The organism is Flectobacillus major DSM 103, from assembly GCF_000427405.1.
Lineage (GTDB): Bacteria > Bacteroidota > Bacteroidia > Cytophagales > Spirosomataceae > Flectobacillus > Flectobacillus major.
This window is the reverse complement of the sequence record NZ_KE386492.1, coordinates 229,099-255,268: the sequence shown is the minus strand read 5'-3', so window position 1 is coordinate 255,268 and position 26,170 is coordinate 229,099. Positions and strand designations below refer to the sequence as shown.

General features: G+C 35.8%; 20 protein-coding genes. 14 read left to right on the top strand and 6 right to left on the bottom strand.

The features are described from left to right. Positions 1-292: 292 nt before the first annotated feature. Entirely contained in the window at positions 293-700 is a 408-nt protein-coding gene (locus tag FLEMA_RS0166905; RefSeq protein WP_081681447.1) for a response regulator, read from the top strand. Between the two features lie 225 nt (positions 701-925). On the opposite strand, the gene FLEMA_RS0166900 is transcribed toward FLEMA_RS0166905, so the two are convergent. From FLEMA_RS0166900 to FLEMA_RS0166875, 5 genes are all read right to left on the bottom strand, one after another. Beyond that, positions 926-2,077 (bottom strand): ABC transporter permease, encoded by a 1,152-nt coding sequence (locus FLEMA_RS0166900; protein WP_026998227.1) that lies wholly within the window; start codon positions 2,075-2,077, stop codon positions 926-928. Between the two features lie 428 nt (positions 2,078-2,505). After that, on the bottom strand, positions 2,506-3,750 hold the full coding sequence (locus tag FLEMA_RS0166890; protein WP_026998226.1) for an ABC transporter permease: 1,245 nt from the start codon (positions 3,748-3,750) through the stop codon (positions 2,506-2,508). 24 nt (positions 3,751-3,774) lie between these two features. Next, complete coding sequence (locus FLEMA_RS0166885; protein WP_026998225.1) at positions 3,775-4,437, bottom strand: ABC transporter ATP-binding protein; 663 nt, start codon at positions 4,435-4,437, stop codon at positions 3,775-3,777. A gap of 2 nt (positions 4,438-4,439) precedes the next feature. Beyond that, on the bottom strand, positions 4,440-5,885 hold the full coding sequence (locus FLEMA_RS0166880; RefSeq protein ID WP_026998224.1) for a TolC family protein: 1,446 nt from the start codon (positions 5,883-5,885) through the stop codon (positions 4,440-4,442). After that, positions 5,882-7,132, bottom strand: a complete 1,251-nt coding sequence (locus FLEMA_RS0166875; protein WP_026998223.1) for an efflux RND transporter periplasmic adaptor subunit — start codon at positions 7,130-7,132, stop codon at positions 5,882-5,884. Before FLEMA_RS0166875 ends, FLEMA_RS0166880 begins: the two co-directional genes overlap by 4 nt. Before the next feature lie 647 nt (positions 7,133-7,779). Between FLEMA_RS0166875 and FLEMA_RS75795 the strand changes: the two genes are divergently transcribed. From FLEMA_RS75795 to FLEMA_RS0166850, 5 genes are all read left to right on the top strand, one after another. Next, positions 7,780-8,343 (top strand): transposase, encoded by a 564-nt coding sequence (locus FLEMA_RS75795; protein WP_044175641.1) that lies wholly within the window; start codon positions 7,780-7,782, stop codon positions 8,341-8,343. A 120-nt stretch (positions 8,344-8,463) separates the two neighbouring features. Further along, a complete protein-coding gene (locus FLEMA_RS0166865; protein ID WP_026998222.1) occupies positions 8,464-8,715 on the top strand; it encodes a hypothetical protein in 252 nt (83 codons plus the stop codon). Positions 8,716-9,292: 577 nt separating this feature from the next. After that, positions 9,293-11,626 carry a GAF domain-containing protein gene (locus FLEMA_RS0166860; protein WP_026998221.1) on the top strand — a complete coding sequence of 778 codons (2,334 nt, stop codon included), beginning with the start codon at positions 9,293-9,295 and terminating at the stop codon, positions 11,624-11,626. 243 nt (positions 11,627-11,869) lie between these two features. Further along, complete coding sequence (locus FLEMA_RS0166855; protein ID WP_044175639.1) at positions 11,870-13,126, top strand: YaiO family outer membrane beta-barrel protein; 1,257 nt, start codon at positions 11,870-11,872, stop codon at positions 13,124-13,126. 20 nt (positions 13,127-13,146) lie between these two features. After that, positions 13,147-14,307: a hypothetical protein gene (locus tag FLEMA_RS0166850; RefSeq protein ID WP_026998219.1), complete on the top strand. Its 1,161-nt coding sequence runs from the start codon at positions 13,147-13,149 to the stop codon at positions 14,305-14,307. Positions 14,308-14,364: 57 nt separating this feature from the next. Here the strand turns inward: FLEMA_RS0166850 and FLEMA_RS0166845 are convergent, their stop codons facing one another. Continuing rightward, positions 14,365-16,413: an LTA synthase family protein gene (locus tag FLEMA_RS0166845; RefSeq protein ID WP_026998218.1), complete on the bottom strand. Its 2,049-nt coding sequence runs from the start codon at positions 16,411-16,413 to the stop codon at positions 14,365-14,367. Positions 16,414-16,804: 391 nt separating this feature from the next. Between FLEMA_RS0166845 and FLEMA_RS0166840 the strand changes: the two genes are divergently transcribed. The 8 genes from FLEMA_RS0166840 (at position 16,805) to FLEMA_RS0166800 (ending at position 25,992) form a co-directional block, all read left to right on the top strand. Further along, positions 16,805-17,191, top strand: a complete 387-nt coding sequence (locus FLEMA_RS0166840; protein ID WP_026998217.1) for a hypothetical protein — start codon at positions 16,805-16,807, stop codon at positions 17,189-17,191. Between the two features lie 146 nt (positions 17,192-17,337). Next, positions 17,338-17,709, top strand: coding sequence for a response regulator transcription factor (locus tag FLEMA_RS0166835; RefSeq protein ID WP_026998216.1), 372 nt, complete (start codon positions 17,338-17,340; stop codon positions 17,707-17,709). Positions 17,710-17,916: 207 nt separating this feature from the next. After that, entirely contained in the window at positions 17,917-19,008 is a 1,092-nt protein-coding gene (locus FLEMA_RS0166830) for a HEAT repeat domain-containing protein (protein ID WP_026998215.1), read from the top strand. Between the two features lie 82 nt (positions 19,009-19,090). After that, on the top strand, positions 19,091-20,452 hold the full coding sequence (locus FLEMA_RS0166825) for a glycosyltransferase family 2 protein (RefSeq protein WP_218918582.1): 1,362 nt from the start codon (positions 19,091-19,093) through the stop codon (positions 20,450-20,452). 187 nt (positions 20,453-20,639) lie between these two features. Further along, the gene (locus FLEMA_RS0166820) at positions 20,640-21,344 is read left to right on the top strand and encodes an energy transducer TonB (RefSeq protein WP_044175634.1); all 705 of its coding nucleotides are present in this window, start codon (positions 20,640-20,642) and stop codon (positions 21,342-21,344) included. Positions 21,345-21,757: 413 nt separating this feature from the next. Then, positions 21,758-23,467, top strand: a complete 1,710-nt coding sequence (locus FLEMA_RS75790; RefSeq protein WP_052354469.1) for a GAF domain-containing hybrid sensor histidine kinase/response regulator — start codon at positions 21,758-21,760, stop codon at positions 23,465-23,467. Positions 23,468-23,734: 267 nt separating this feature from the next. Then, positions 23,735-25,591 carry a PAS domain-containing sensor histidine kinase gene (locus FLEMA_RS76465; RefSeq protein ID WP_052354468.1) on the top strand — a complete coding sequence of 619 codons (1,857 nt, stop codon included), beginning with the start codon at positions 23,735-23,737 and terminating at the stop codon, positions 25,589-25,591. Continuing rightward, on the top strand, positions 25,591-25,992 hold the full coding sequence (locus FLEMA_RS0166800) for a response regulator (protein WP_026998212.1): 402 nt from the start codon (positions 25,591-25,593) through the stop codon (positions 25,990-25,992). Before FLEMA_RS76465 ends, FLEMA_RS0166800 begins: the two co-directional genes overlap by 1 nt. Positions 25,993-26,170 lie beyond the last annotated feature (178 nt).

Genomic DNA, 26,170 nt, shown 5'->3' with positions numbered 1-26,170 from the left:
AATTAGTATAATTTTTAAAATATCGTTTTTTGTGTTTCAAAACTGGAATCGCTGATATTCAGGCAATCATCTATTTTCTTCTTTCTTCATAAATATAATTATTTCATGTATTTTTTTTATAAAATAGTAAAATCAGGATTTTCTACATTTAAGGCATGATTATTGCATTAAAACTAACAATTATGCACTAACATATAAAATTTACTTTATTTTCATTTCCTACATCTGCAAATTCTCTATTAATACAACTTATTGTCAAAAATTAAAGTCCTTTACTTTACCAACCACCCTTATGATGAATAATAATATTAAAAAGAAATTGCTTGTAGTTGATCATGCCGAAACCACCCATCATGTCTTAGAACGTTTTTTGGGAGAAGAATTTGACATTATATTGAAAAATGATGGATTAGAAGCTTGGAGCTATTTGAATTCAGGTCAGGATATTGATTTTATGATTACAGAATTAAATATGCCCAAAATGAATGGCAAAGAACTCATCAAAGCACTTCGACAAAGCAATTTATATGCCGAGTTGCCAATTATTCTGTTATCGGGCTCAGCCGAAAGCCACGAACGAATTGAATGTATGAATTTAGGAGCTGATAATTTTATCGAAAAGCCATTTAATCCCCTCGAAATTCAGGCACGTATCAATGCCATTTTTAGGCTAAATACAAGACGATACATAAATTCATAACTCAGTACAGGGCTTACCGAGAAGCAGAAACTCTATTATAATCCTTACTTCCCTTTAATTAAATCTATAAGAAAACAACAAACTAGCTGAATATCTTTACTTTAGAAGCTATTAGCATGGCGAGTTGTTTATCTTTGCTTGCTTCTCGTAAGCTCTATATTGAGTTTTTATACGTTGGCTTTTAGAGAAGCCAACGTATAATATCATGAGTTAAATAAGTAGTAATTATTGTTCATGTAAGGCCATTGCTGGCTGGATTTTGGCAGCTTGTCGGCTTGGATGATAGGCACAAAGCGTTATGATACCATATAAAGTTATGACAGAAAGCCCTATTGCCATCCAATAAATACTGGACTCAAGGTTAAAAATATTCATTAAAGGGAATTGAACTGCAAAAAGAATCCCAATAATGATACCGAATGTAGCAATTACCCACATTTCGCCAACAAATTGAAGTTTGATACTGCCTTCTGTAGCTCCCATTGCACGGCGAACACCAATTTCTTCACGGCGCTTGGCAATGTTTAAATTCAGAATCCCAAACAAGCCCATTGCTACATTGACCAATAAAAATACAGTAATAATCAAAAAAACAATTACTGGCACTAAGGCTAAATTATGCTGATTTTGGCGTTGGTCAGTCAAATAACTTACTTCGATTGTCCAATCTTTAGCGATAGCACCTACATCTTTTGTAAGCTTTGCCTCAAAATTAGCATCTGTACCAGGCTTTACTTTAATCAGTATTTTACCATAATCATACTTCTCATCAATCAAGGTAAAAATACAAGGTTCATTATTAGTAAATTCTCCTTTAGCTTTGAAATTGTCAATCACGCCTACTACTTTCTGGCTATCGACCAGCACTTTTCCAATTGGGTTTATATCACCAAATAAGCTTTCCTTGGCTTTTCGATTAATCACCACAGGCTTAAATTTGGATATAGCATCGGCTTTTTTATACCAATTCCCTTGAGCGGCTTCTATACCTAAGGTTTTTGCTATATTTTCATCAGTGAAGTAAAAATCAGCTTGAGCATGACTTTTTTTATAAGAAATACCCCCGTTATGATTGGTAAACGAAAAAGGTGAGTTAAAAGACATTCTTGTTGCTACCTCTACTTCTGGATATGCTCTAATTTTCTGATAAATTGTATTTAATTTTTCAGTGATGGCTGTAGTATCTAGGTTTTTGTTGAGTTCCAAAGCCCAAACGTTTTCATATTCAAAACCGATGGGATCTAAGTAGTTTTTAAAATTGTAGCTTATCAGCGACATTACGCCAAAAAGTACCAAAAAGGAAAACCAAATCTCGACCATCAATAAAGTATGATGGCGTCTTTTGTTCCAGATGAGTTTAAATAAATGAGCTAACATATCTGTTGTGAATTAGTGAGTGAGTGATTTTTAATACCGAAATTCCTTTTGTGAGGCATTCTTACACCAACAATATTTTGTAGGGGCAACCCTTGCGGTTGCCCTATTGCATTTTCCATGTTTACATTTTCTCTGCTGTATTTTCCATGTTTGCGGTTGCCCTATTGCGTTTTCCATGTTTACATTTTCTCTGCTGTGTTTTCCACATTTACGGTTGCCCTATTGCGTTTTCCATGTTTACATTTGCCCTGCTGTATTTTCCATGTTTGCGGTTGCCCTATTGCGTTTTCCTCATTTGCGGTTGCCCTATTGCGATTGCCACGTTTACATTTGCCCTGTTGAACGGCAACCGCAAGGGTTTGCCGCTACGCATTATAAAAAGCTCATTGCTAAAACTCCGAAACCCGATAGCCGAAGTCCGATAGCCTCTAAGAGCTTTTCAGTGCATCAATAACTTTCATTTTCGACATTCTGAGGGCAGGAACTACGCCTGAGAGCAAACCAAAAACTAAACAAACCAATAAACTCACACCAAATACACTAAAATTGATACTCAAATCGGCATGAAGAATTAAGCCACTGTCATTGAAAATACTGATGATAATGAGCGTAAGGATTAAAGCAAACGAACCGCCAATCATCGTAATAAAAATATTTTCAATAATAAATTGCCAAGCCAAAGAACTCGAAGGAGCACCAAAAGCTTTACGAATCCCAATTTCGGAAGCCCTTTCCATGATTCTACTCACATTCAAATTCACTAAATTGATAGCAGGTAAACCCATCAGCATCAATAGAATAAAGAAAATACCAACGTACAGAAAAATATCTTGTCCATCTCTTAAAAAACTATACAAAAAAGTATCTATATACGATTGTGCCTTGATGTCGATAATATCATACCTATTCCCCCAATTCATAATAGGCAAAGGAATTCGTCTGACAGAAGCATCAAATTCATCTTGAATAGCTTTGAAATCGCTTTTGTTTTTTGCCAAAATGATTGCGGTAAAACTACCTTGTAAGCCTTTGGTTTGATAATTACTTTTAGGCAAATTATAAGGAAAAAACACATCCGAAAAAGTCATGATACGAGTGACAGGAGCAGATTTTACTACGCCAATAACTTTAAATTTCTCGTTATCTACTTCTATACTTTTGCCAATAGCAGAAGCTGTTTCGTCTTCAAAATATTGTTTTTTCATAGCATCGGTAATCACTACTACGTGTTCGCCATTGGCAATATTTTGGTCGTTAAAAGGCTTTCCTTCTAAAAATTCATAGTCGGTTACTTCCCAAAAAGTAGCATCACAAAACTTGGTACTCACTTTGATTCTTTTTCCATTCAAATAGGAATTAGCCGAACTAATCATCGTAGAGAACCCTACTTTTTCGGGTGTCTTCAGCGATTTGATATGTTCTTTTACAAAACTATATGAAATTGGGCCGCCGTTCATAGAAGTTCTGGCTGAATCTCGCAAGGCAATATTCATAATATAGAGCGACCTATCTCTTTTGTATTCTGGATAATGACTCCCCACCAAATGGTCGATAAAAGAAGTAATCACCATCAACACCGTGAGTGTAAGCGTGATGCCAAAAAGCGTAATAAAAGTATAGAATGGATGCCGAAGTAAGACTTTCCACGCTATTTTGATATAATTGAATAACATGATTTTTAGATTTTAGAGGTTAAATTAAGATACTTGCGTGCCATCAAAAAGGCGAATCAAACGGTGGGTTTTCTTTGCCATATTTTCGTCGTGTGTTACCATCACAATCGTACTTCCTTCTGCATTGAGTTGTAAAAGAATATTCAAAATTTCATTTCCCATTGCACTGTCCAAATTTCCTGTAGGTTCATCAGCCAAAATGATTTCTGGATTACCCACAATGGCTCTGGCAATGGCAACACGCTGTTTTTGTCCACCCGAAAGCTGGTTCGGGAAGTGTTTCATTCTGTTACTTAATCCTACTTTTTCTAAAGCTTCTTTGGCGGCTTCTCTTCTACTTTTATTCGTTGAAGCACGATAAAGCAAGGGAATTTCTACATTATCCAAAATAGATAAATCGTTTATCAAGTGAAAACTTTGGAAAATAAAACCTATTTTCTGATTTCTTAAATACGCCAAATCTTTATCCGTAAATTTCTCAACAGGCTTATTATCAATGGCGATTGTTCCTGTTGAGGGTTCATCCAAAAGTCCCATAATGTTTAAAAGCGTACTTTTGCCACAGCCCGAAGGCCCCATGATAGATACAAATTCTCCTTTTTTGATGTCGATATTGATATTGTTCAATGCCAATGTTTCAATATTGCTGGTCTGATAGACCTTCTCGATGTTGCTTAGTTTAATCATGATTAATTGCTAGGATTTAAAGATGTGTTTTGTTCAAAATCGTATAAAGTATAATATCTTAAAGTGTAATACGCTCGCCAGTAATCCCTTAAAGCCACAATGTAATCTCGTTTGGCTCGGTCTTTTTCTTGCAAAGCAATACCCAAATCTGTAATACTCAAATCGGCTAAAATGTACCTATCTTGTGCTATTTGATAACGTTTGGTAGCAATTTCATCGGTTTCAGCCGTAAGCTTTACTTGTTTTTGTAACATTTCAAAAAGCGTTACTTGCGTATAAATCTGCTGCTCGAATGTCAGCTTGTCTTGCTCAACACTTTGTTGGGTAAGTTGTAAATTGGCTTTTGCAGTTTCTGTTCGGGCTTTCGACCTTCCCCAGTCCATAATAGGTAAAGTAAACTGAATTTCGACAAACTCACGGTCTTGAGCATTTTTGTAAATATCCAAAGGCTTAGCACCTCGATTTGACAACCCAAAAGTCATGTTTAATGACGCATTTAGACCATTTTCGGCTTTGGCTTTGTTCAAATCTCTTTCGGCTTCAAGGATTCTTCTTCTAAAAGCAATTGCATCCGAGCGGCTCCCCAAGGCCGCCTGAATCGCTTTTTGGGCATCAATCTCAAACGTTTTGATCTGAAATGGAATCGCCAAATCAAATTTATTATCTTCTCTATAACCAATGTACGACTTCAATTGCAGGGTTGCTACTTCGGCTTGTTGCTTGGCAGAAGCCAAATCTTTTTGGGCATTTAGTACCGACAAACGCAATTGTAGAATATCATTTTCTGAAATTTTGCCCAATTCCAACCTTTTAGAAGCAATTTTATAAAGCGTATCATTATTGCTTCGGTTCTTTTCGGCAATTTGTAAATTTACCTGAGCAATCAACAAATCAAAGTAATAGTCACTTACATTTAAGGAAACTTTTTCTAATGATTCCAAAAAAACTTGCTGGCTTTCGGTATATTTCAAAGGCTCAATTTGCTTATCCCACTTCATTTGATTGAATCGAAATAATGGCTGGCTCAAGCCAAAAGCTACAGGAACGCCATTGTACAAGGTAGAATTTCGTTCAAAATCATCAAAGCGCTGAATTTGCTTTTGTACAAAAACTGTTCCGCCAGTTTTGGCAATACTTTGACTTAGTGATAGCGTCAACGACGAATTGTTGTTTGATACCGACTGGAAAGCCACTGTTCCATCGGGCTGACGAACCTCAATAAACGAACGGGTAAAACTGGGCAATGCACCACTCAAACTCAGTTGCGGTTTGAAATCAGCCTGAAAAGATTTGAATCGCCAAAAATCTGTTTCCTTTTGGGTAGAAGCCTGTTTGGCAGCAATAGATTTATCTTTTGCCATTTGTACAGCTTCGTATAAACTCAATTGTGTTTGTTGTGCAAGCGATATATTGCCGATGAACAACAAGCTGAATAAAATCTTTTTCATCGTTGTTCAATTTTAATTTCGTTCAAATGCTCATACTTACTCAAATCCGAAATGATCACTTTTTCGCCCGCCTGAATACCACTTTTGATTTCTACAAAATCAAAATTCGACAAACCTATTTCTACTTCTCTTCTTTTGGCAATGCCCTTTTCCAAAATAAATACTGAGATTTTTCTTTTGCCATTAAAAGCTGGGCCATTGGCAACACGCACGGCATTGGTAATACGATTGGTGACGATAAATACTTCTACTTTCATATTGGGGCGAAGGGAAGCGTGTTTATTGTCGTCTAAAGCAATCGAAAATTGTACAATGCCATTGGCTACCGAAGGTTTTATTTGTACCACTATACCACGCAAACTGATTTCATTGACTTTTACGATAACAGGAATGCCCACTTTCAATTGGTCGGAATAGGTATCAGAACAAGAACCTTCTACCCGAAAACTGCCCAAATCAGCCAATTTAGCCAACATTTCCCCCTCATTAATGGCAGAACCGATTTTATCGTTTACCCAAGTAAGCACGCCCGAACGGTCGGCAACAATATCCGCCATTGTAATTTTGTGTTGCAACTCTTTCAGATTTTTGCTTTCAATTTCGGCATTCAATTCCGACTCACGCACATTTGCCCCTACCGATTTGCGATGATAATTCAATTCGTTTTCTAATTGAGCTTTTTCTAATTCAGCAATTTTCAAAGTATTTTCGGCTTTGGTGACATCTTCTTGCGTGCGTCCTCCTACTTTTTGCAGACGTTTGGTGTCTTCCAAATCAGCTCTGAGACGATTGATGGTCAACGATTTGATTTTGTCGCTGATGTCGGAATCATAGATTTTTTTATCCAAATCCATTTTGAGTTTCCCGATGCTATTTTGTTTCAAAGCCAATTGGTCTTTGAGCTTTTCCAGTTCAATAAGCGTCAGTGATTTATCCAAATCCATAATCGGCTGACCAGCCTTTACTGATGCACCTGTGCTAAAAAATACCTTTTTGATACTGGCTTTTATCGGACTAGTAATGCTTTGTTCAAAAGCAGGAATTACTTCACCCGAAGCCGTCAGCGTATTTTCGACGCTACCGATTTCGGCCACCGCTGTTCTGATTTTAGAAGCCTCCAAAGAAGACTGAAGCGAGTTTCTGAAAAAATATAACAACGCCAGTAAGGCAAACACAAGCGACAAACCGATAAACCATTTTTTAGTTTTCCGTTGTTTAATTAGGTTTTGAGAGATTTCTTTGTCCATAATACGTTAGATTTGCTAATAGTATTCCAAAGACAGTGCCAAAATATAAACTACTGAATATCAACAAATTAAACAAATTCAGAAATACAATATTTGTGCGATTTAGCACAGTTTGTGCGAGAGAGAACAGGAGGATAATTAGGAAATTTGTAAACTGCAATAAGGTTATATTATCTCTGTTTTGAGCAGAAATATTGCGATTGATAAACACAAAAGGTTTCGCTACAGAATTTTATATCCTTATCTTTATTTATGATTACAATTGATAAACGCAAAAGGTTTCGCTACAAAATTTTATATCCTTATCTTTATTCATAATTGATAACCGCAAGGGTTATCGCTACAAAATTTTGGGTATATACCTCTATTTATAATTATGTAGCGGCAAACTTCACGGTTGCAGAAATTGGCCAGAAATATTATAATTGATAAACGCAAGGGTTATCGATACAGAATTTTGGATATATACCTTTATTTATAATTGTGTAGCGGCAACCTTCACGGTTGCCGAAATTGACCAGAAATATTATAATTGATAAACGCAAGGGTTATCGATACAGAATTTTGGATATATACCTTTATTTATAATTATGTAGCGGCAACCTTCACGGTTGCCGAAATTGAACCAATATTTTACACCTAATTCTATGTCAAACAAAAAATCAAGACGTTCTATTCGATACAAAAACCATGATTATTCTGCTGGTGGGTCATATTTCATCACAATTTGTTCAATCAATCGTGAGCATATTTTTGGAGAAATAATAGACGAGCGAATACATTTATCATACCTAGGATCAATTATTGAAAAAGAATGGCTAAATATACCAAGTCGTTTTGTTTCCGTTGAGCTAAGTACTTTCCAAATTATGCCAAATCATCTTCATGCCATTATCCATATTAATAAGAACAGGATTCAGGACGATAAGGCTGCATTGAAATTCTCCAAACACACACTTTTAGGAAATATCATCGGAAGTTTCAAATCATTGGTTTTCCAAACATTCTATAAATACCTAAAAGACAACGATTTAATACAGAAACAATCCGCTAAAATATGGCAAAGAAATTATTGGGAGCATATTATTCGCTTCGAAAATGAATTATACAAGTGTCAACAATACATCGTTAGCAATCCAGAAAAATGGAGTAAAGATGCCGATAATTTAGAAAAACTATTATTAAGAATGGAAGAAAAAAGTGCTTCCTAAACTTTACAAAATGCCATAACTAACAAGAATGTTTGTGGGGTTCAATATTGATTTCCAAGTATAGTGCTAACGAAATAGTGTTAGTAGAAATTAATAAGATGACCCATGATTTAGATAATCATGCAAGAAAACAGAAAATTCAAAGAATTGACCTTAGAAGAGCTAAAAGCAAAACAAAAAAAGGATAAAGCTTTTGTTCGTATTCTCAGTATTATAATACTGATTACAGCATTTGGGCTAATATACTTTGCTATAAAAAGTGACAAGTATAATTTACTGACACTTTGTGGAAGTTTTTCGTTAGCTCGTTTTCTCTGTTCTTATACCTTAAAACAGATTGAAACAGAAATAAAATCACGAAACTTAAAATAGACTTTGGGAGTGAAATTTGTACCTCTATAAATTGTTTCGGATATAAACAGGCCGTAGCTCTTGAGGTTACCATTTGTTTCATAAATACCAACAATCTCCATAGTTTTTCCCAAAAACACATAATCAATCAACACAAGTATTACCATTGAAAGGTAAATTACAATAGTAAATTGTTTTTAAGAACTCCTCAAAAGATTCGTAACAAATTCGCCCTATTGCAACATAGCTATCTGATTATCAAACCATTTCTCAGCTTAATAATTCACGCACTATCCTAGCCACAAAATATCTACGATAGTGCTGCTAAAAAACATATAGCAATAGAAAACTTTTTTGAGGGTATCTAATGTTATCTCAATATTAAAGAAAATAACACACCACAATTCAATAATATATAACATACTGTTTTACAGACAATTACTTTTATGAAAATTTACTAAACAATGATAAAGTAGTACAAATACAATATGTTATTTGATATTTCAACGACATGAAACTTATCTACATCTTCCCTTTGTTAAATAAACCATAGAAAACCGTAAAGTCGCAAAATACCACTTGTAAGAGCGGTACAACAATGAAAACGATTACCACAGATATCCCAGAATTAGAAATAGACCATTTTGTTCAGAGTAGTTTATCTTTCCGCCCATTCGTAGAAGTACTACGTAAGAAATCGGCGAGCCTACATGGTGTCCAAAAAAAAATGTATCAAGACATCATCGAGCAATTTGAAGAACATCCTGAATTACTCCAACCTTTTACCGACCCTCAACTATTACATCAATATCCAGAGCTTATACAACTTCTACGTGTAGCCTTGTTTCCGATGATAACCGAGGACGATAAGCAGCTTTTTGCCCTTAGTTATCCATTTTACTTTCAGATATTCTATTATTCGGAGGCTTTCCAAAATTCGTTTGTCGATTTAGATACAGGACTACTAACCATTCAGCCCGAAGATGAAGTAGAGCATATCAAAGACAATAAGTGTCAATTTGCCTATAAATGGATTTTGGAAAAATACTACAATGTATTTATTGATGCTGAGGAAGAAATGACTTACGCATTCCAAAATCGTAAAACAGGCTTGCTAAAATATTATAAAGTAGCTGTAGATAAACGTTTTATTGATATTAAATATCTTGGCAATGACGAAATCCCACTTTTGAAAGAAGGCTTGGTATGTCGTGAAAACAATGTCATTTTGGATTTGAAACATCTTAGAGAGTTGTTACCGCTCGACAATTTTTCATTTGAAGGCTTTGGACTTATCAATATCAAAGATATTACTCAGGAAGCCTGCTTGAATGAAATGAAAAATATTGTCTTGAAAATGCCTACTCTTTCCGAAAATATTAGCTATCAAGCATTAGAAAATACCATTCAAGTATTATTAGGAATAAAAGACGTTAAAGTCAACCTTTTTTCTTTCCTCAAAATCAATGACACCTACGTGATGTCGGAGGAATACAACAAAAAGTCTTTGTTGATTACGCCCCCAAAAGGACATACTTCGTACAAAAGTTTTGCTGAAGCAGGAGAAAACTATGCCAAAAATCCTGAAATAATTTTTAAATCTAATTTGCTAGATGGCAGTATTGACAAAAACTCGATGTTTTATACCTTGCTAGAAAGGCAATATAAAGGCTATATTATGTATCCTATTATAGGACAAGATAGACTTTTGGGGGTTTTGGAAATCGCTTCTGAAAATGCACATGAACTTACTCATGAAGAGATACAAAAAATCTCGACGGTATTGCCAACACTACAGCAGGCACTCGACTACCATGTCAAAAACTTCAATCATACTATCGAGCAGCTTATCAAGCAGAAATTTACTTCTTTACAACCCTCTGTAGAATGGAAGTTTAACGAAGTAGCTTGGGAATACCTCAAAGATACCAACAAGCAAAATCAGCAAATTGGTAATGTGATTTTCAATAATGTTTATCCTTTATATGGTGCTATCGATATCCGAAACTCGTCGATAGAGCGAAATCATGCCATTCAGAAAGATTTTATTGAGCAACTCCAAATTATCAAAACAACTTTAACAACAATTCGCCCCCTTTATGGTTTACCTCTACTAGACGAGCTTATTTTTAAAAACAATTTATTTATCGAACAAATCAAAGATGGTATTTCGCCCGAAGAAGAAATCAATATCAATTATTTTTTCGATGAAGAAATAGAACCAATGTTCCGTCATCTGCTCGAATGTAAAGGCCCTGGTCTAGCTATTTTAGAACACTATTTTGAAGTATCCGACCAAAATCATGGACATGTATATCGCCACCGCCGTGCCTTTGAAGAGAGCCTCAACATGATTAACTCTACGGTAAGCAATTATCTTGAAATCGAGAAAGATAAACTACAAGAATCATACCCAAATTATTTTGAGAAATACAAAACCGATGGTGTCGAATACAACATTTATTTAGGGCAAAGTATAGCACCACACAAGCCATTCAATCAGATTTATCTTCGTAATCTGCGGCTTTGGCAGTTGCTTTCGATGGCCGAGCTGATGAAGCTAACCCACGATTTAGTACCAACATTGCCTGTAAAGTTACACACAACCCAACTAATTCTGATTCATAGCAATCCTATTGATATTAGTTTCAGAAAAGACGAGCGTCGTTTTGATACCGAAGGTGCATACAATTTGCGTTACGAAATCATGAAGAAGCGAATAGATAAGGCCCTTATCAAAAATACAGGCGAACGCCTTACTCAACCCAACAAAATAGCTTTGGTATACGCCAATACCAAAGATGCCGAAGAATACCTGGGCTATATTCAGTATTTACAAAATAAAAAATTACTGGCCGACGAAATAGAGTACCTTGAACTAGAAGAAATGCAAGGTGTATATGGTTTAAAAGCTATTCGGGTAAGTGTATAACAAAGATATTTTTCCCAATATTTGAAATTATTACATTAAGCATATAACTTTAAGGCAAGTATATTAAAGAAGAAATTGAAGGATAGAAGATATGATACGTCTTGTTAATTATCATATATTCTATCCTTCTCTCTATTTTCCATATCTTTTGGCACATTTTTGGCTACCCTAAGTATTATAAATAATTCCAAAGTCAGTTGACCGCCACAGTTGGTTGATTATTCATACCCAATAAAGTTTAATATGAAACTAAAAGCATTTATTATTACCATCCTTACGCTTTTCGTATGGAGCAAGTCAAGCTATGCTCAAAAAGACCTTGATTCGGACGAGCTTTTTAAAATGGCACGAGACATGGCGTTTGAAAAAAAAGATTATCCCAAAGCTATCGAACTTTGTCAGCAAGCTCTTGTCAAAAGCCCTAATTACGAAGATATACGTGTTTTTTTGGGTAGAATTTATATTTGGAACGACAAGGTTGACGATGCCCGAAAAGAACTTAATCAGGTACTAAAACTCAATCCAAAAAATAAAGAAGCCATCAGTAGTTTTATCGACTTAGAATATTGGAATGATAATTCGCTTGAAGCACTCGAATATTGTAACAAAGGACTCGGTTTCTATCCTAACGATGAAGAATTATCTATCAAAAAAGGTAAAGTCCTCAACGATTTAAAGCGTTTTGACGAAGCCCTCAAACTTGTCAATCAGGTTATTGAGAGGTATCCACAAAACACCGACGCACGTACTTTGGCTGCCCGTATCAGAGATAATGCTTCGCAGAGCTTCCTAACGTTGTCTTACGACTATTTTTATTTTGATAAAAATTACAATTCATCTTTGCATGAATCGCCTTGGCATTTAGCAAGCCTCGCCTATAGCCGTGGTACAAAATACGGCACAGTAATTGGCCGTATTACTTACGCCAATCGCTTTGGCGATAATGGCTACCAAGCCGAAATAGATGCTTATCCACGCATTAGCAAAACCTTTTATAGCTATGTCAATTTGGGTTATTCGGCCGACTCCCCCGTTTTTCCTAAATTTAGAAATGGCTTTTCATTATATGCCAACCTCCCCAAGAGTTTTGAGGGCGAAGTGGGCTATCGTTACCTAAAGTTTACAGATGCCACGTGGATTTATACAACCTCGGTGGGTAAATATATAGGTAATTATTGGTTCAACCTTCGAGCATTTTTTGTTCCTGGCGAAAGCGACTTCTCTCAAAGTTATACCCTTACCACCCGTTATTATTTTGGAGGTTCTTTCGATTTTCTATCTATTGGAATAGGTACTGGTATTTCGCCCGACGAAAGCCGCAACGTATTGCTCGATGGCCAAAAAAAGCTCAACTCGGTCAAAGCCAATTTTACCTACAGCAGGGTTATCAAGGAAAGAAATATCCTCTCGTTCAATGCTTCTTGGTTCAATGAACAACAAAGTGGAAAGCCTAATGGCAACCAACTAGACGCAGGGTTCAGTTTTAGAAGACAATTTTAGCCATCTCGAATCAGTACAAAATGAAGGATATTTCTCGCACAAGAATCGTTTTTATTGCTATTATTTTATTACCATTGTGGCTCTGGCTTGCTTGGTTTTTTACACCCAAACGTAAAATGGTTGTAGCCACAGTCGACAAAACCGTATTGACCTCCGAGGGTCAAGAACATATTTCTTTGACTTGGATTCTAAAGCATTTGAAGTTTACCAAAACCAGTACCAAGCTTTATCAAATAGAAGATTATTTTGGCTTTTTTCCTCAAAAAGACCAGCATTATCAGGTAAAAGGCTTAGAACGTTTTACCGATTCGCAGTTAGAACAACTCAGTACCGATGCCGATATGGCATTTTTTACCGATACTTACGGTATTTATCGCCAAGAATGGTTTGCTGGAAAAAGCCAAACCGAACGTTCGGGAATTTTGTATGGCGGAATGTCGGAACAGGATTTGTTTTTGTTGAGAAAAATGAAAGAGAAGCATAAGCTGGTGATGATGGAATTTAACGACATCAACTCGCCCACGTCTCCCAATATCAGAAGGGGTTTTGAAAACGATTTTGGTATGCAATGGACAGGCTGGATTGGCCGATACTTCGATTCGTTAGACACCACCGTCAATGTAGAGCTACCACGATGGTTGGTACGAAATTATATTAAACAACATGGTTCTTGGAAATTCAACAAATCGGGAATTGCTTTTGTAAGCGACACCGACCAAGTAGTAGTACTCGAAAACGAAACACATTTAGATACCGAAGTGCCTTTTATGGTTTGTAATAAAGAAGGCCAAGAATACTATGGGTTGCCCCAAAATATCAAATATCCTTATTGGTTTGATATTCTTCGCTACGACCCAAAAGTAAATCGGCCGTTGGCTTTCCACGAAATTTATACCAATAATGCTGGTAAAAAAGAATTACAAAAATATGGTATACCCTCTCGTTTTCCTGCTATTTTGATTCACCGTGACAACGATTATGAATTTACTTATTTTGCTGGTGACTTTAGTGATAATCCTATTGGAATGCTCTCGACTTATTTCAAATGGATAGAGTATATCGCCCCTTGGTTTGTTCAAGACCAAGCCATTTCCGACCGAAATGATTTTTTCTGGGAGGTGTATCAGCCTATGACGAGTAAAATCCTAAACGACTATTATCAAAAAGTAAAAAAACGATAAGTATCTTAAATATTCATGGGCATAACGTATTTGAAACGCTATACCCATGAACACTCACTAAGGAATAAATCTTGTAATAACCGAATCTGGAACGAGCTTACTGCCATTCAGCATTCGGTTATTTTTTTGCCGAAAGGCGTCAAAACCTCCTTTTAAAGTAGATTGCACTCCTTTATCGGTTGTTAATACCATACCCATGCTTGGCGTTAACTGATACAAATCGCTGTTGTTGATCATATATGTTCCTTTCACAAAATCGATCATTTGCGACTTGGTCATCATCAAAGGATAAGCGTGTACATTTCTGAATTGTCGAACCGTATCAATCCCATTGCCAAGCCAGTTAGTTACTGCTGGACGCTGTAATCCATAGTTTTTGTTGAGATACGCCACAATCGTAGGCGTTATATCAAAGTGTGTTGAAATAGACTGAAACTTAGAGGTACGCTTCAACAATGGCGAATACACAATCAGTGGCACATGATAGCGGTCAATTTTGGTAGCCATCGGAATTTCGGGCAAACGGTGGTCACCTGTAATAAAGAAAATTGTATTGGCAAAATCAGGGCGTTTGCTATATTCATCAAAAAAATACTTCACGGCTTCGTCCATATACATTACTGTCGAAAGCATATTGTTGTACGGGCGTGTTTCGTTGCGTTGCATAGCCGTAAACTTCAGCGCAGTCATGCGTTCTTCTACTTTCTGAACATAGCTAGGTTGATTACTAATTCTGAACGGGCTGTGTGTCGATACCGTTAATACCACTTGTACTTTCGGGCGACTATCTGTTGCTGGGTTTACATCAAAATATCGCTTAAAAAGACTTTTATCGTCGTACCCCCACGAAAACCCACTGTCTCCGCCAGGTAGTTTTTGATAACCCGACCCAAAAGTTGGTTCATCGTTGATAACATCAACACCTCCTTTTTTCAAGAACATATTCATATTATCAAATTTGCTGTCGCCACCATAATAAAAAGCACTCTGATAACCATTTTTACGAAGCAAACTTAATAATGTTAAATGACTTGGCATTTTACTACCTAATTCGTTGAAGCCCGCTTTACCAAACGGCAACGACCCCAACAACGATGGCAAAACTGCAAAAGTACGCCCCCCTTCACTCAAAAAGTTGCTCCAATACAAACTCTTATTGGCCAACGAGTCGATAAATGGTGTAAAGCTCCCCAAATAGGCCCCTTCGCCAGTAAATGCACGCCCCAAGCCTTCTACAATCAAAATAACAATATTAGGCTTTTTATCGCTTTGTTTTAGAAATGGCCCCAAAACATCGGCTGTCGAATCTCGGCGTAAAAAAGGATATTCAGATTCGGCAATATATTCTATGGGTTTAATATCTTCTTCACCTTCAATCATTGTACCACCTATTCCCAAATAATTGTCGGCATAAATATCTACTTCCGAATCACTTTCAAAAAAATAGCCGTAAGACGCATTACCAAAATAAAGCGATTTGTTGAGAGTCAAATAATTCAAATATTCTCCCTCAAACTGCGACGACTGAATCAGCGTATCAGCCCTACTATAGGTTACAATCAACGACAAAATAGGCAATAGTGCCGCTATTGCCCATTTAACTTGTAGTTTTGGTGCCAATTTGATAAAAATTGTAAGGATAACCCCTATCACTACTATCATAGCAAGCACGCCCACAATCGGAACACCTCCTGCTGCACCAACGGTCTGTTTAATATCGGCAATAGAATAGCTATATAAGTCTGCACCAAGCGGTACCAAAGCCGTAAGAAAATACTGCGACAAGCTAAGTTGTAATAAAGTAAGTAATACTACCAATGTAATAAATAGGTATTTGGCCCATTTTAGCGAAAAGGTTGCAAGTACCGAATGTAAAATAAATAATAAGCATAAGCTTTTGAAAAAATAAATAACGTCGTACAACAAGCCCTTCAAAAGTACGGGAAAAAAAGAGGCTATTGACCCAAACAATAATCTACTATAGCCCAATTCGACACCACGTAGAAAAAGGATAGTAATAAACCATGCAATAGATAATCCAAAAAACTGAACAAGCGACTTTTGAAAGATTTGTGATAAATCTGGCGACGTTTTATTTGACTTCATTAAGTAAGAAAATAGTTAGTGTGAGTTGTTTAATTCAGGCCAAATCATCACCAATATTCGTTTATAATTTATGTGATAAAGACATAAATATAAACAAGAAGTGATTTGGAATGATTTTTGCGTTAATAAATATTATTCATCATTAAATGAATAATAAGTCAAAATTATTCATTTTATTTGTAATTAGAATATATTATTTAGAATACTAAAAATAGGGCTTTAATACCATAAAATAATAAGTATAGTACTGCTTTTGAAATAGGCTATTTTTTGTAGAATTCGCCCTAATTACCCAATAATTATTAACATACAAACGCCATTGTATTGATTAATAAGCCTTTAATGTAAAGATTTATCTATTGGCAATATTCAGTTGTCATTTTCAGTGCTCATGGATTTAAACTCATACCCTTTTCATCATAGTTTCGATAAAGACTATATTGCCGAATTGTACGACAATGAAACACAGTATTTTATCGAAATAGTAGAACATTTACTACAAAATATAGAGCCTGAATTGGAGCAACTTAATACCTGTTTCCTTCAGGATGATTATGAGGGTTTTGCCAAAAAACTTCACAAATTAAGCTCTATGGTTGGTTGTATTGGGCAATTAAATGCTAGTAAAAAATACAAAGAGATTGAAACCTACTATATTCATCATGGCAATATTACCCAACCCCTCCAAAACATTTACAAAGAAGTACTACAAACCTTAGGGTATATCCGTAGCGACTATGAGGGTATCAAAAAACTCGTTTATAGCCAAACGCCCTAATCTGATAACTCTATACAGTACGATTTTAGCCAAAACATAACCTGTAAAAAGGCTCATAACAGACTATTATAATATCCAAAAACCCAAATGCCTAAATAGGCAATATCTTGTACAAGAGCCATAACGCCATTTTAAGTTTATTTTTTATGAAAATATTAATTGCAGAAGACGAATCCCTATTGCTCAAATTATTAGTTGATAAATTCCAACGTGAAAGCTATGAAGTAACAGGATGCCAAAATGGACTAGAAGCGATAGACTTATACGATGAAAAACAACCCGACATCGTTATTACCGATTTGCAAATGCCTTATTCTGGAGGCTATGAATTGATATTTCATATTAGAAAAGAACGAAAATCTAATACCCCAATTATTGTACTGTCAAGTACCAGTGTTGAAGATAAAATTGTAGCGTCGCTCGAATTAGGTGCTAATGATTTTGTGGAAAAACCGTTCCGATTTAACGAACTAATCATTAGAGTTCGACGACTGTTGGCCGCCGCTTCCCATCAGTAGTTAGTACAAAACGTTTTTTGCTATTTGAATTTGTACCCTTTAAGTAAACTATTTTGGTAAATTCTGCCTTTTACCAAGTATCTCAGTAACGATTTTGTCAAAAAGTAAGCATAAAAGCCTGAGATAAATTTATAGGCACTTTTTTCGATTCCAAGAATTGCTCTCTTGCCAAATTTTATATTGTCCTAACTCAAATTTTATAACTCAATGCCCTACCATTATTCTTATATAGAAAAACTCATTACAACAATCCTTGTTATTGCAGCTATTTTAATTATTGTTGATATAGTCGTAATGAGCTCTATTTTGATGGAAAAAACTAATGCCAAACGAAATACCCAAAAACGTAACGAAATCCGAGAGAAAATACAGCAATATATTACAGCTTGGCTCATGGAAGAAAATATAGCAATTGATGAATTTATGAAAAATGAAATTCAAAACTATTTCTCGACCAAACAGCTCAAAAATAAAATGTTCCGTGAAATTCTTTACGAAGAAATATTTAATGCCAACAAGGTACTACTAGGCGAAGAACAAAAGAAAATCAAAGAGTTATATACCTTCTTTGGGTTTGAGAAAAAAATCAAAAAGGAGTTTTTTAAATACAAATGGTACAAACTGGTTAATGCTACCAACGACTTGCTGGCAATTAAAGCCCTCGAAAACTCGACCATGTTTACTGAATTGCTTGCCCACCCCAATCAATTTGTACGATTGGTAGCCATCAAGGCCGAAATATCGATGGGGGGCGACCAAATAGAAATTCTTTCTGAACTACGTTACCCTTTGTCTGACTGGGAAATTTATGAGATTATTAGCTTTTTGAAACGAAGCCAAGTCAAAAGATTTGATAACCTGTCTAAACTGGTCAATCATACCGAGCCTACAGTAGCAGTGTTGGGGCTTCAAATGGCTCGAATGTTTCAAGAATTATATTTAGATGTAGATTTTATGTATCTTGTTTCACATAAAAATCATAGAGTAAGGCAGGCTGCCATCGAATACCTTGCCGAGTGCGGTGACAGCAGCTTTTTGGATGTTCTCAAAAAAATGTTTGTAGGCCAAACTGAACACGTACAGGTGGCTATTCTGAAATACATAGAAATGCACGGAACCGACGACGACGTACCTTTTATTTATCTTCGCCTTGGTGACCACCGACCTGCTATTCAAGTAAAAGCAGCCCAAACCTTACATAATATGAACCTCAATAGCTCAAATTTTCTTAATTATCTTGAACAAAGCGAAGATAAAAAAAGACAAAAATTGGCTATTCACGTTCTTCGAAATCAATAAATTCATGCTATTTTTCCTTACATACTTTATCCAGTTTGGTTTATTTATTTATTGTTTAATGATATTTATTTCGTACATTCTCATGAGCTGGCGTTCATGGAATGTGCTAAAACATCATAAACAAGCCAATATTAATATTGACTTTAATGCTTTTAGGCAAAATCCTTTTCTGCCCTCTATTTCGGTAGTTGCTCCTGCCTATAATGAAGGCCTAACGATTGTAGAAAATATCCGTTCGTTGTTGTCGCTTGGCTATAACAACCTCACCATTATTGTCGTAAATGACGGTAGCAAAGACGATACGCTGGAAAAAGCTATCAAATTTTATGACTTAGAAGTAGCCGATTATTATTTTGACTACCGACTTCCTTGCAATGAAATCCGAGCAGTTTATAAATCTCGAAATAAGGCATTCAAAAAACTTTTGGTAGTCGATAAAGCCAATGGCGGTAAAGCCGATGCCCTCAATGCAGGCATCAATATTTCTTATTCCGATTACTTTGCCTGTGTAGATGTTGATTGTTTGCTCGAAGAAAATGCTTTTGAACACCTCATCTATCCTGTAATCAATAGCCACAAAGAAGTAGTGGCTGTAGGCGGTATCGTTTGGCTCAATAACGATGCCGAGGTTTTTCATGGACACATGGTAAAATTGCAAGTACCCAACAAGTTTTTGCCCAGAATTCAGCTAATTGAATACTTCAGGGCATTTTTGTTAGGCCGCACAGCTTGGAGCTCAATCAATGGCCTACTCCTTATTTCGGGAGCTTTTGGTATTTTTCATCGTGAGCGTGTGATTGAAGCAGGTGGTTATAACAAAAAAACCGTTGGTGAAGACATGGAATTGGTGATTCGCTTGCACAAACTCATGCTCAACAAAAAACTTCCCTATGAAGTAGCTTATGTACCTACCCCATTGTGTTGGACAGAAGCCCCCGTAGATACCAAGATTTTGTCGAGGCAACGAAACCGTTGGGCTCGTGGCACAGCAGAATGCCTAATGCTACACCGAGATATGCTTTTTAGACGCAAATATGGAATTATCGGCTTATTGAGTTTTCCATATTGGTTTGTAGCCGAATGGATGGGGCCATTTATCGAAGCCTCGGGTTTGATATTTACGCTAATAATGATGATGATGGGCTATATCAATAGTACTTTTTTTGTCAGTATGCTTTTCTTGGTATTTTCGATGTCTTTGTTTTTCTCTATTTTGGCGATACTTGCCCAAGAAACCTTTTTTAATAGATATACCGAACCAAAAGATATTGGAAAACTATTTATTACGGCTATTCTTGAACCCTTTATTTATCATCCGCTCACTGTATTTTGGGCTTTGAAAGGAAATTATGACCTCTTTTTCAAAAAAACTCACTCTTGGGGTGAAATGACACGTACAGGATATGCCAACAATGCAGCCGGAGCAAAACCTCCTAAAAGTTAAATCATATTGGCCAATTCGGTAGCAATATACTCTGAATTGGCCATTCTCTTCATTCTACTCTTTAATCCTATTAGCCTTATAACGAACAGGTTATCTTCATTTTTATTGATACAATAAGTACGCTAGTTGTGGATTCTATCAAATGAAATTGTATTTTTACATACAATACGAACCCACTACTACTACTATGAAATCATACCAACAGCAATTAGAAGAACGGAAAAATAAAGAAAAGGCTCTTTTCTGGAGCTTGGTGCTTTCTGCTGGCCTTATTTATTTTTGTATGAAAACTGTTATTTGGCAACAGCAAACCATAACTACCCAGATAAAACATGCTTCTGAACTAACGATTTTGACTGCTAAACCTCAACCTAGTCCTCCAGTTCCTCCTAAAAAAATACAACCAAGGCCCAAACAGCCTATCAAGTCGGGTGGTGGACAGGCAGCTCCAAATTATAAAAAGAAAGAAAAAATTGGAGAATCCATTTCATCTAAAAGACCTAGTCCCGTCAAAATACGAGCCGCCGAACCACCTAGTTCATCTATAAACCAGATGGGATACAACACTGTACCTATCAAAAAACCCACAAGGTCGGGTGAAGGCGACGGCGATAATTTTACAGGTACACTGCTAAGTATGGATGGATGGGCGTTCAAAAGTAAACCACTCGTAGCCGACGACTCTGACGAATCAGGTATCGTAAAGTTTGAAATTGTTGTCGATGATAGAGGTAATATACTCAATATCAGAACACTCAAAACCAGTTTAACACCTAGCATTACGGCTCTATATAAAGAGGCTGTTGCAAGGGCTCAGTTCAAAAGAATTGTTCGCGACGAAACCCCTCCAATATCACGAGGTACAATTGTATTTAGGATAAAGTCTATTTAAAATAGAAATGACACATTTATTATTACTAGATATATAACTAAATTTCTCCTTTAAAATTTATTATTCTACGAAAAACATCAATACAAACAAAGTAACTTTTTTTTCTTTATCTTTAGTCTATAATGCTCTGTGTCGAAATTTATCTTTTTTCGTCATATTATTATAATTAGCCTAATAAAACTATATGAAAACAAAGGCATTTTTGTCCTTTGTATTGCTTCCTAAGTAGTCAAAAAAATGCTCTTTTCTTTTGCCAAGAATAAGAGATATGCTCATTTTCAAAATTTCATAAACCTTCGATTTATTCATCGATAGCATGTTTGTTGTGAGGTCTACTTCCCAACAAAGCTCATTTGTACTATCAATATGGATGGGTTTAAGCCATTTGTACTAATCACAAAATAGAATTACTTATGATAAAGGCAAGCTTACCTTTTAACGAATCGCAAAGATTAGAGGCTCTAAGAAGCTATCAAATCCTAGATACTTTGCCAGAAGATGATTTTGAATTTATCACCAAAATTGCTCAGGAAATATGCCAAACTCCCTTATCGCTTATAAGTATTGTTGACCAGAATCGTCAATGGTTTAAATCTGTCCAAGGTATTGATATTACTGAAACTCCACGAGATATTTCATTTTGTGCCCATACAATTCTGAACCCCAGCCAACCATTAATTATTGAAGATACCAATAAAGACGAACGCTTTCATGATAACCCTTTTGTAGAGGCCCCCCACAATATTGCTTTTTATGCGGGTATTCCGCTTGTCAATGCCAAAGGCTATGCACTTGGTACTTTGTGCGTACTCGACAATAAGCCCAGAACATTACAATCTGAACAGGTTGATGCCCTCAAAGCTTTGGCCAATCAGGTGATTAGCCAGCTCGAACTAAGAAAAAAAACCCTTGAGCTTGAAAAAATTAAGGACGATTTAGAACGAAAAAATAGTGAACTGGAATTGGCCAAAAATCATTTGGAAGAAGCTCTAAAAGCAAAATCGGTATTTTTGTCGATGATGAGCCATGAAATCAGAACACCTTTGCACGCTATTTTGAGCAATATCAATTTACTGTTGGAAGAATCACCGAGGGCTGAACAAGAAGCCCCATTGAAAGTCCTTAAATTTACAGGAGAAACCCTTCTGTCGATTATCAACGATATATTGGATTATAGCAAGCTCGAAGCTCAAAAAGTACAAATAGAGCATATACCTTTCCATTTAGTAGATTTAGTCAACAATATCGTTGAAATTAATTGGCACAGAGCAAAAGAAAGAAAGAATCAAATTAAAGTAGAGGTAGACGAAAGTATTCCAGCCTATATCAAAGGCGACCCTACCCGACTGGTTCAGGTAATCAACAACTTAGTGTCGAATGCCGTGAAGTTTACCAAAAATGGCACTATTACCATTAAGGCTTCGCCACAAATACCTGTAGATGAAAAAAATATTACTATCAAATTTGAAGTAATAGATACAGGTATAGGTATTGCCGAAGATTCAAAAAATAAAATATTCGATGAATTTGCACAGGCTTCGGCACTCACTACCCGACAATTTGGAGGTACAGGACTTGGCTTGGCCATCATCAAACGAATTTTGGCATTGTTCAATAGTACCATTCATGTAGAAAGCGAAGTCAATAAGGGGTCAAATTTCTACTTCTCTATTCAGTTTGAGGTGGCACCACCACAACCCAAGGTCAATATCGATTCTACTCTTTTTGATTTTAAAGGATACGATGTTTTGGCAGTCGACGATAATGACATTAACCTCAAAATTATCTCAAGAAATCTAAGCAAAAAAGGTATCAAGGTTCAAACAAACAGCTCACCGATCGAGGCATTAGAACTCATCAAACAAGGGCATCGGTTCGACCTCATTATTATTGACCTACAAATGCCCGACATGAACGGCTTTGAGCTTACCGACGAGATTAGAAAAATCTTACCTAATGTTCCAATTATTGCTAGCTCGGCCGACAATAACCTTGAAACCGTAGAGCTTGCTTTTAAACATAAAATGAACGATTACCTATTGAAACCACATACAGCTAATGAACTTTATTTGTTATTAGCCAAGCATTTCAAATACATATCTGAAAAAGAACTTATTGATTAACAGACAAAATCATAAAATTTATCGATAAAAAACCATTTTTTGTCGATAAATTTTTATAGCTTAATATTTTGGACAATTTCTCCTGACATTTGTTAACACTCCTCAAATAAACTTACTATTATTGTAGAAATTTTACCGTAATCTTTACTTAAATATCTCTCATATTACTCATTTCTCCTATCTGATAATTCCAATAATTATTTCATTATTTCTACATATATTTAAACATATACAATATGAGAGGACTCTTAACACACAAAAAAATATATGAAAACAAGCAGCGAAGTATGGGAAACTATTACCAAGCTTGGTATTCCAAATCTTTGGGTTTGGGATATATCCACCCAAGAATTCTATATCTCTAGTCATATCAATTATCAACTTGGCTTGGTAAATAATATCATCACGGATTTAGACAGCCTCAAAAGTAAAACCTACGTTTTAGACTTACCACTTTTACAAGAATCGACTATCCGAGGATTCACCCGTACTAGCGATTATTTCGAGCGTAAAATACGGTTATATAATATACAGGGCGAGTTTGTGTATTATCAACTAAACGGATTTGTACAGCAAAGAGACTCCAACCAACTGGCTACCAAACTAATAGGAACATTCACCAATGTGACTTATCTTATCAAAAACCCTAAAGAAAATAACCCCTATCATGAGTATCAAGTAGAATTAGAACTTATTGTAAAGGGGATTGATGCGGGAATTTGGGACTGGGATTTACAAAACGATAGCTCGTGGTGGTCGCCCAAGTTTTATGAATTGCTGGGATATCAGCCTTACGAAATAGAGCCTTCGTTCAATACCTTCATGAATGTATTACTTCACCCCGACGACAGAGAAAAAACCAACCGTTGTATATACGCACATCTTTATCAGAAAAAAAATTATAAAACTGAAATCCGACTACTTACCAAATCAGGTATATACAAGTGGTTTCAATCGTCGGGACAAGCCAAATGGAATAGCGATACCGAACCCATCAAAATGTCTGGCTCTATTATTGATATAACTGAAACAGTGGCTTATCGGGCAAGCCTCGAAAGTAATGAATTTTTACTGACCGAGTCTTCACGGTTAGCCAAAATTGGAGGCTGGGAGGTATCATTAAATGACCAAAAAATATTTTGGTCGAAGGGGGTTAAAGAAATTCACGAATATCCATTCAACGACCCACCTTCTTTAGAAGAAGCTTTTGGTTATTATCATGAAAGCTCACAAAGTATCATAAAAGCCGCTTTTTTCGAAACGATTCAGTATGGTAAGCCATTCGATGTTACTTGTTTACTGGTGACTCACAACCAAAACCAAGTTTGGGTAAGGGTCATTGGAAGTCCTGTTATGAGTGAACAACAAAAAATAATTGGGATTAGAGGCGTAATAAAAGATATAAATGATGAAAAGAAAAAAGAGCTTTCGCTACAAGATTCTTTGAAAATCATCAATGAACAGAATAGTAAATTGCTAAATTTTGCTCATATTGTGTCGCATAACCTGAGGTCACACACAGGAAACCTAGAAATGGTAACCAATTTTATTGAAGAATGCAACTCCGATGAAGAACGTATTCAGCTTTTACAAAGCATCAAAAAAATTTCAGGAAACCTCAGCAACACTATTCTTCACCTCAATGACGTATTAATGATTCAATCACAAGTACAAAAACCTAAAACTAAAATCTATTTTCAAGATGTTTTAGACCAAACTTGTATTGCATTGCTAGCCGATATTCAGCAACAAAAAGCTCAAATTGAAGCTAATTTTATGGACGCTCCTTTTATTAAATATATTCCAGCCTATTTAGAAAGCATCTTTTTGAATATTATAGCCAATGCCATCAAATACCGAAAGCCTAAGTTACCCCCTATTATCAAGATTCGTTCTGGCGTTGAAAATGAAAAGATAACATTGTCTTTTGAAGATAACGGACAGGGAATCAATCTTGAAAAGCAAGGTAAAAAGATTTTTGGTATGTACAACACTTTCCATAACCACCCCGATGCAAAAGGATTTGGTTTATTTTTAACCAAAAACCAGCTAGATTTGATGGGAAGTACAATTGAGGTAACGAGTCAAGAGAATATTGGTACAACATTTAAGATAACATTTTAATGAAACCTGTAGAAACAATATGTGTAATAGATGATGACAACATCTATGGATTTTGGGTGAAAAAATTATTAGTATCTAAGAATTTTTGCAAAAGCCTAATTATTTTTGAGAATGGGTTGACAGGGTTCAATTATCTGAAAGAGCTTGACACAACAAACGATGTCATTCCTGATTTGATTTTATTAGATATTAATATGCCCATCATGGACGGTTGGGAGTTCCTGGAGGAATACGCTAATATCAAGGGCAAATTTGAAAAAGAAATCCCAATATATGTCGTTAGCTCATCTATTAACCCTTCCGACATTGAAAAAGCCAATAGTTTTGAAGAGGTTTTTGGCTTTATTACCAAGCCTCTTACTTTCGACAATTTGAAACAAATCAAGTTATTCCAAGAATAAACAAAGAAGTGGGTATTTTATTGACAAATACCCACTTTATTTGCATCTATAATCCGAAAAAATGCCATTAACGCCATAATAATCTTGAGATAAAAACTAATGGTATATTGGTTTTTCGACAATCTTAATATTGAAACTTATGCCCTACAGTGCTCAACGTCCCAGCAATGAAGTCAAG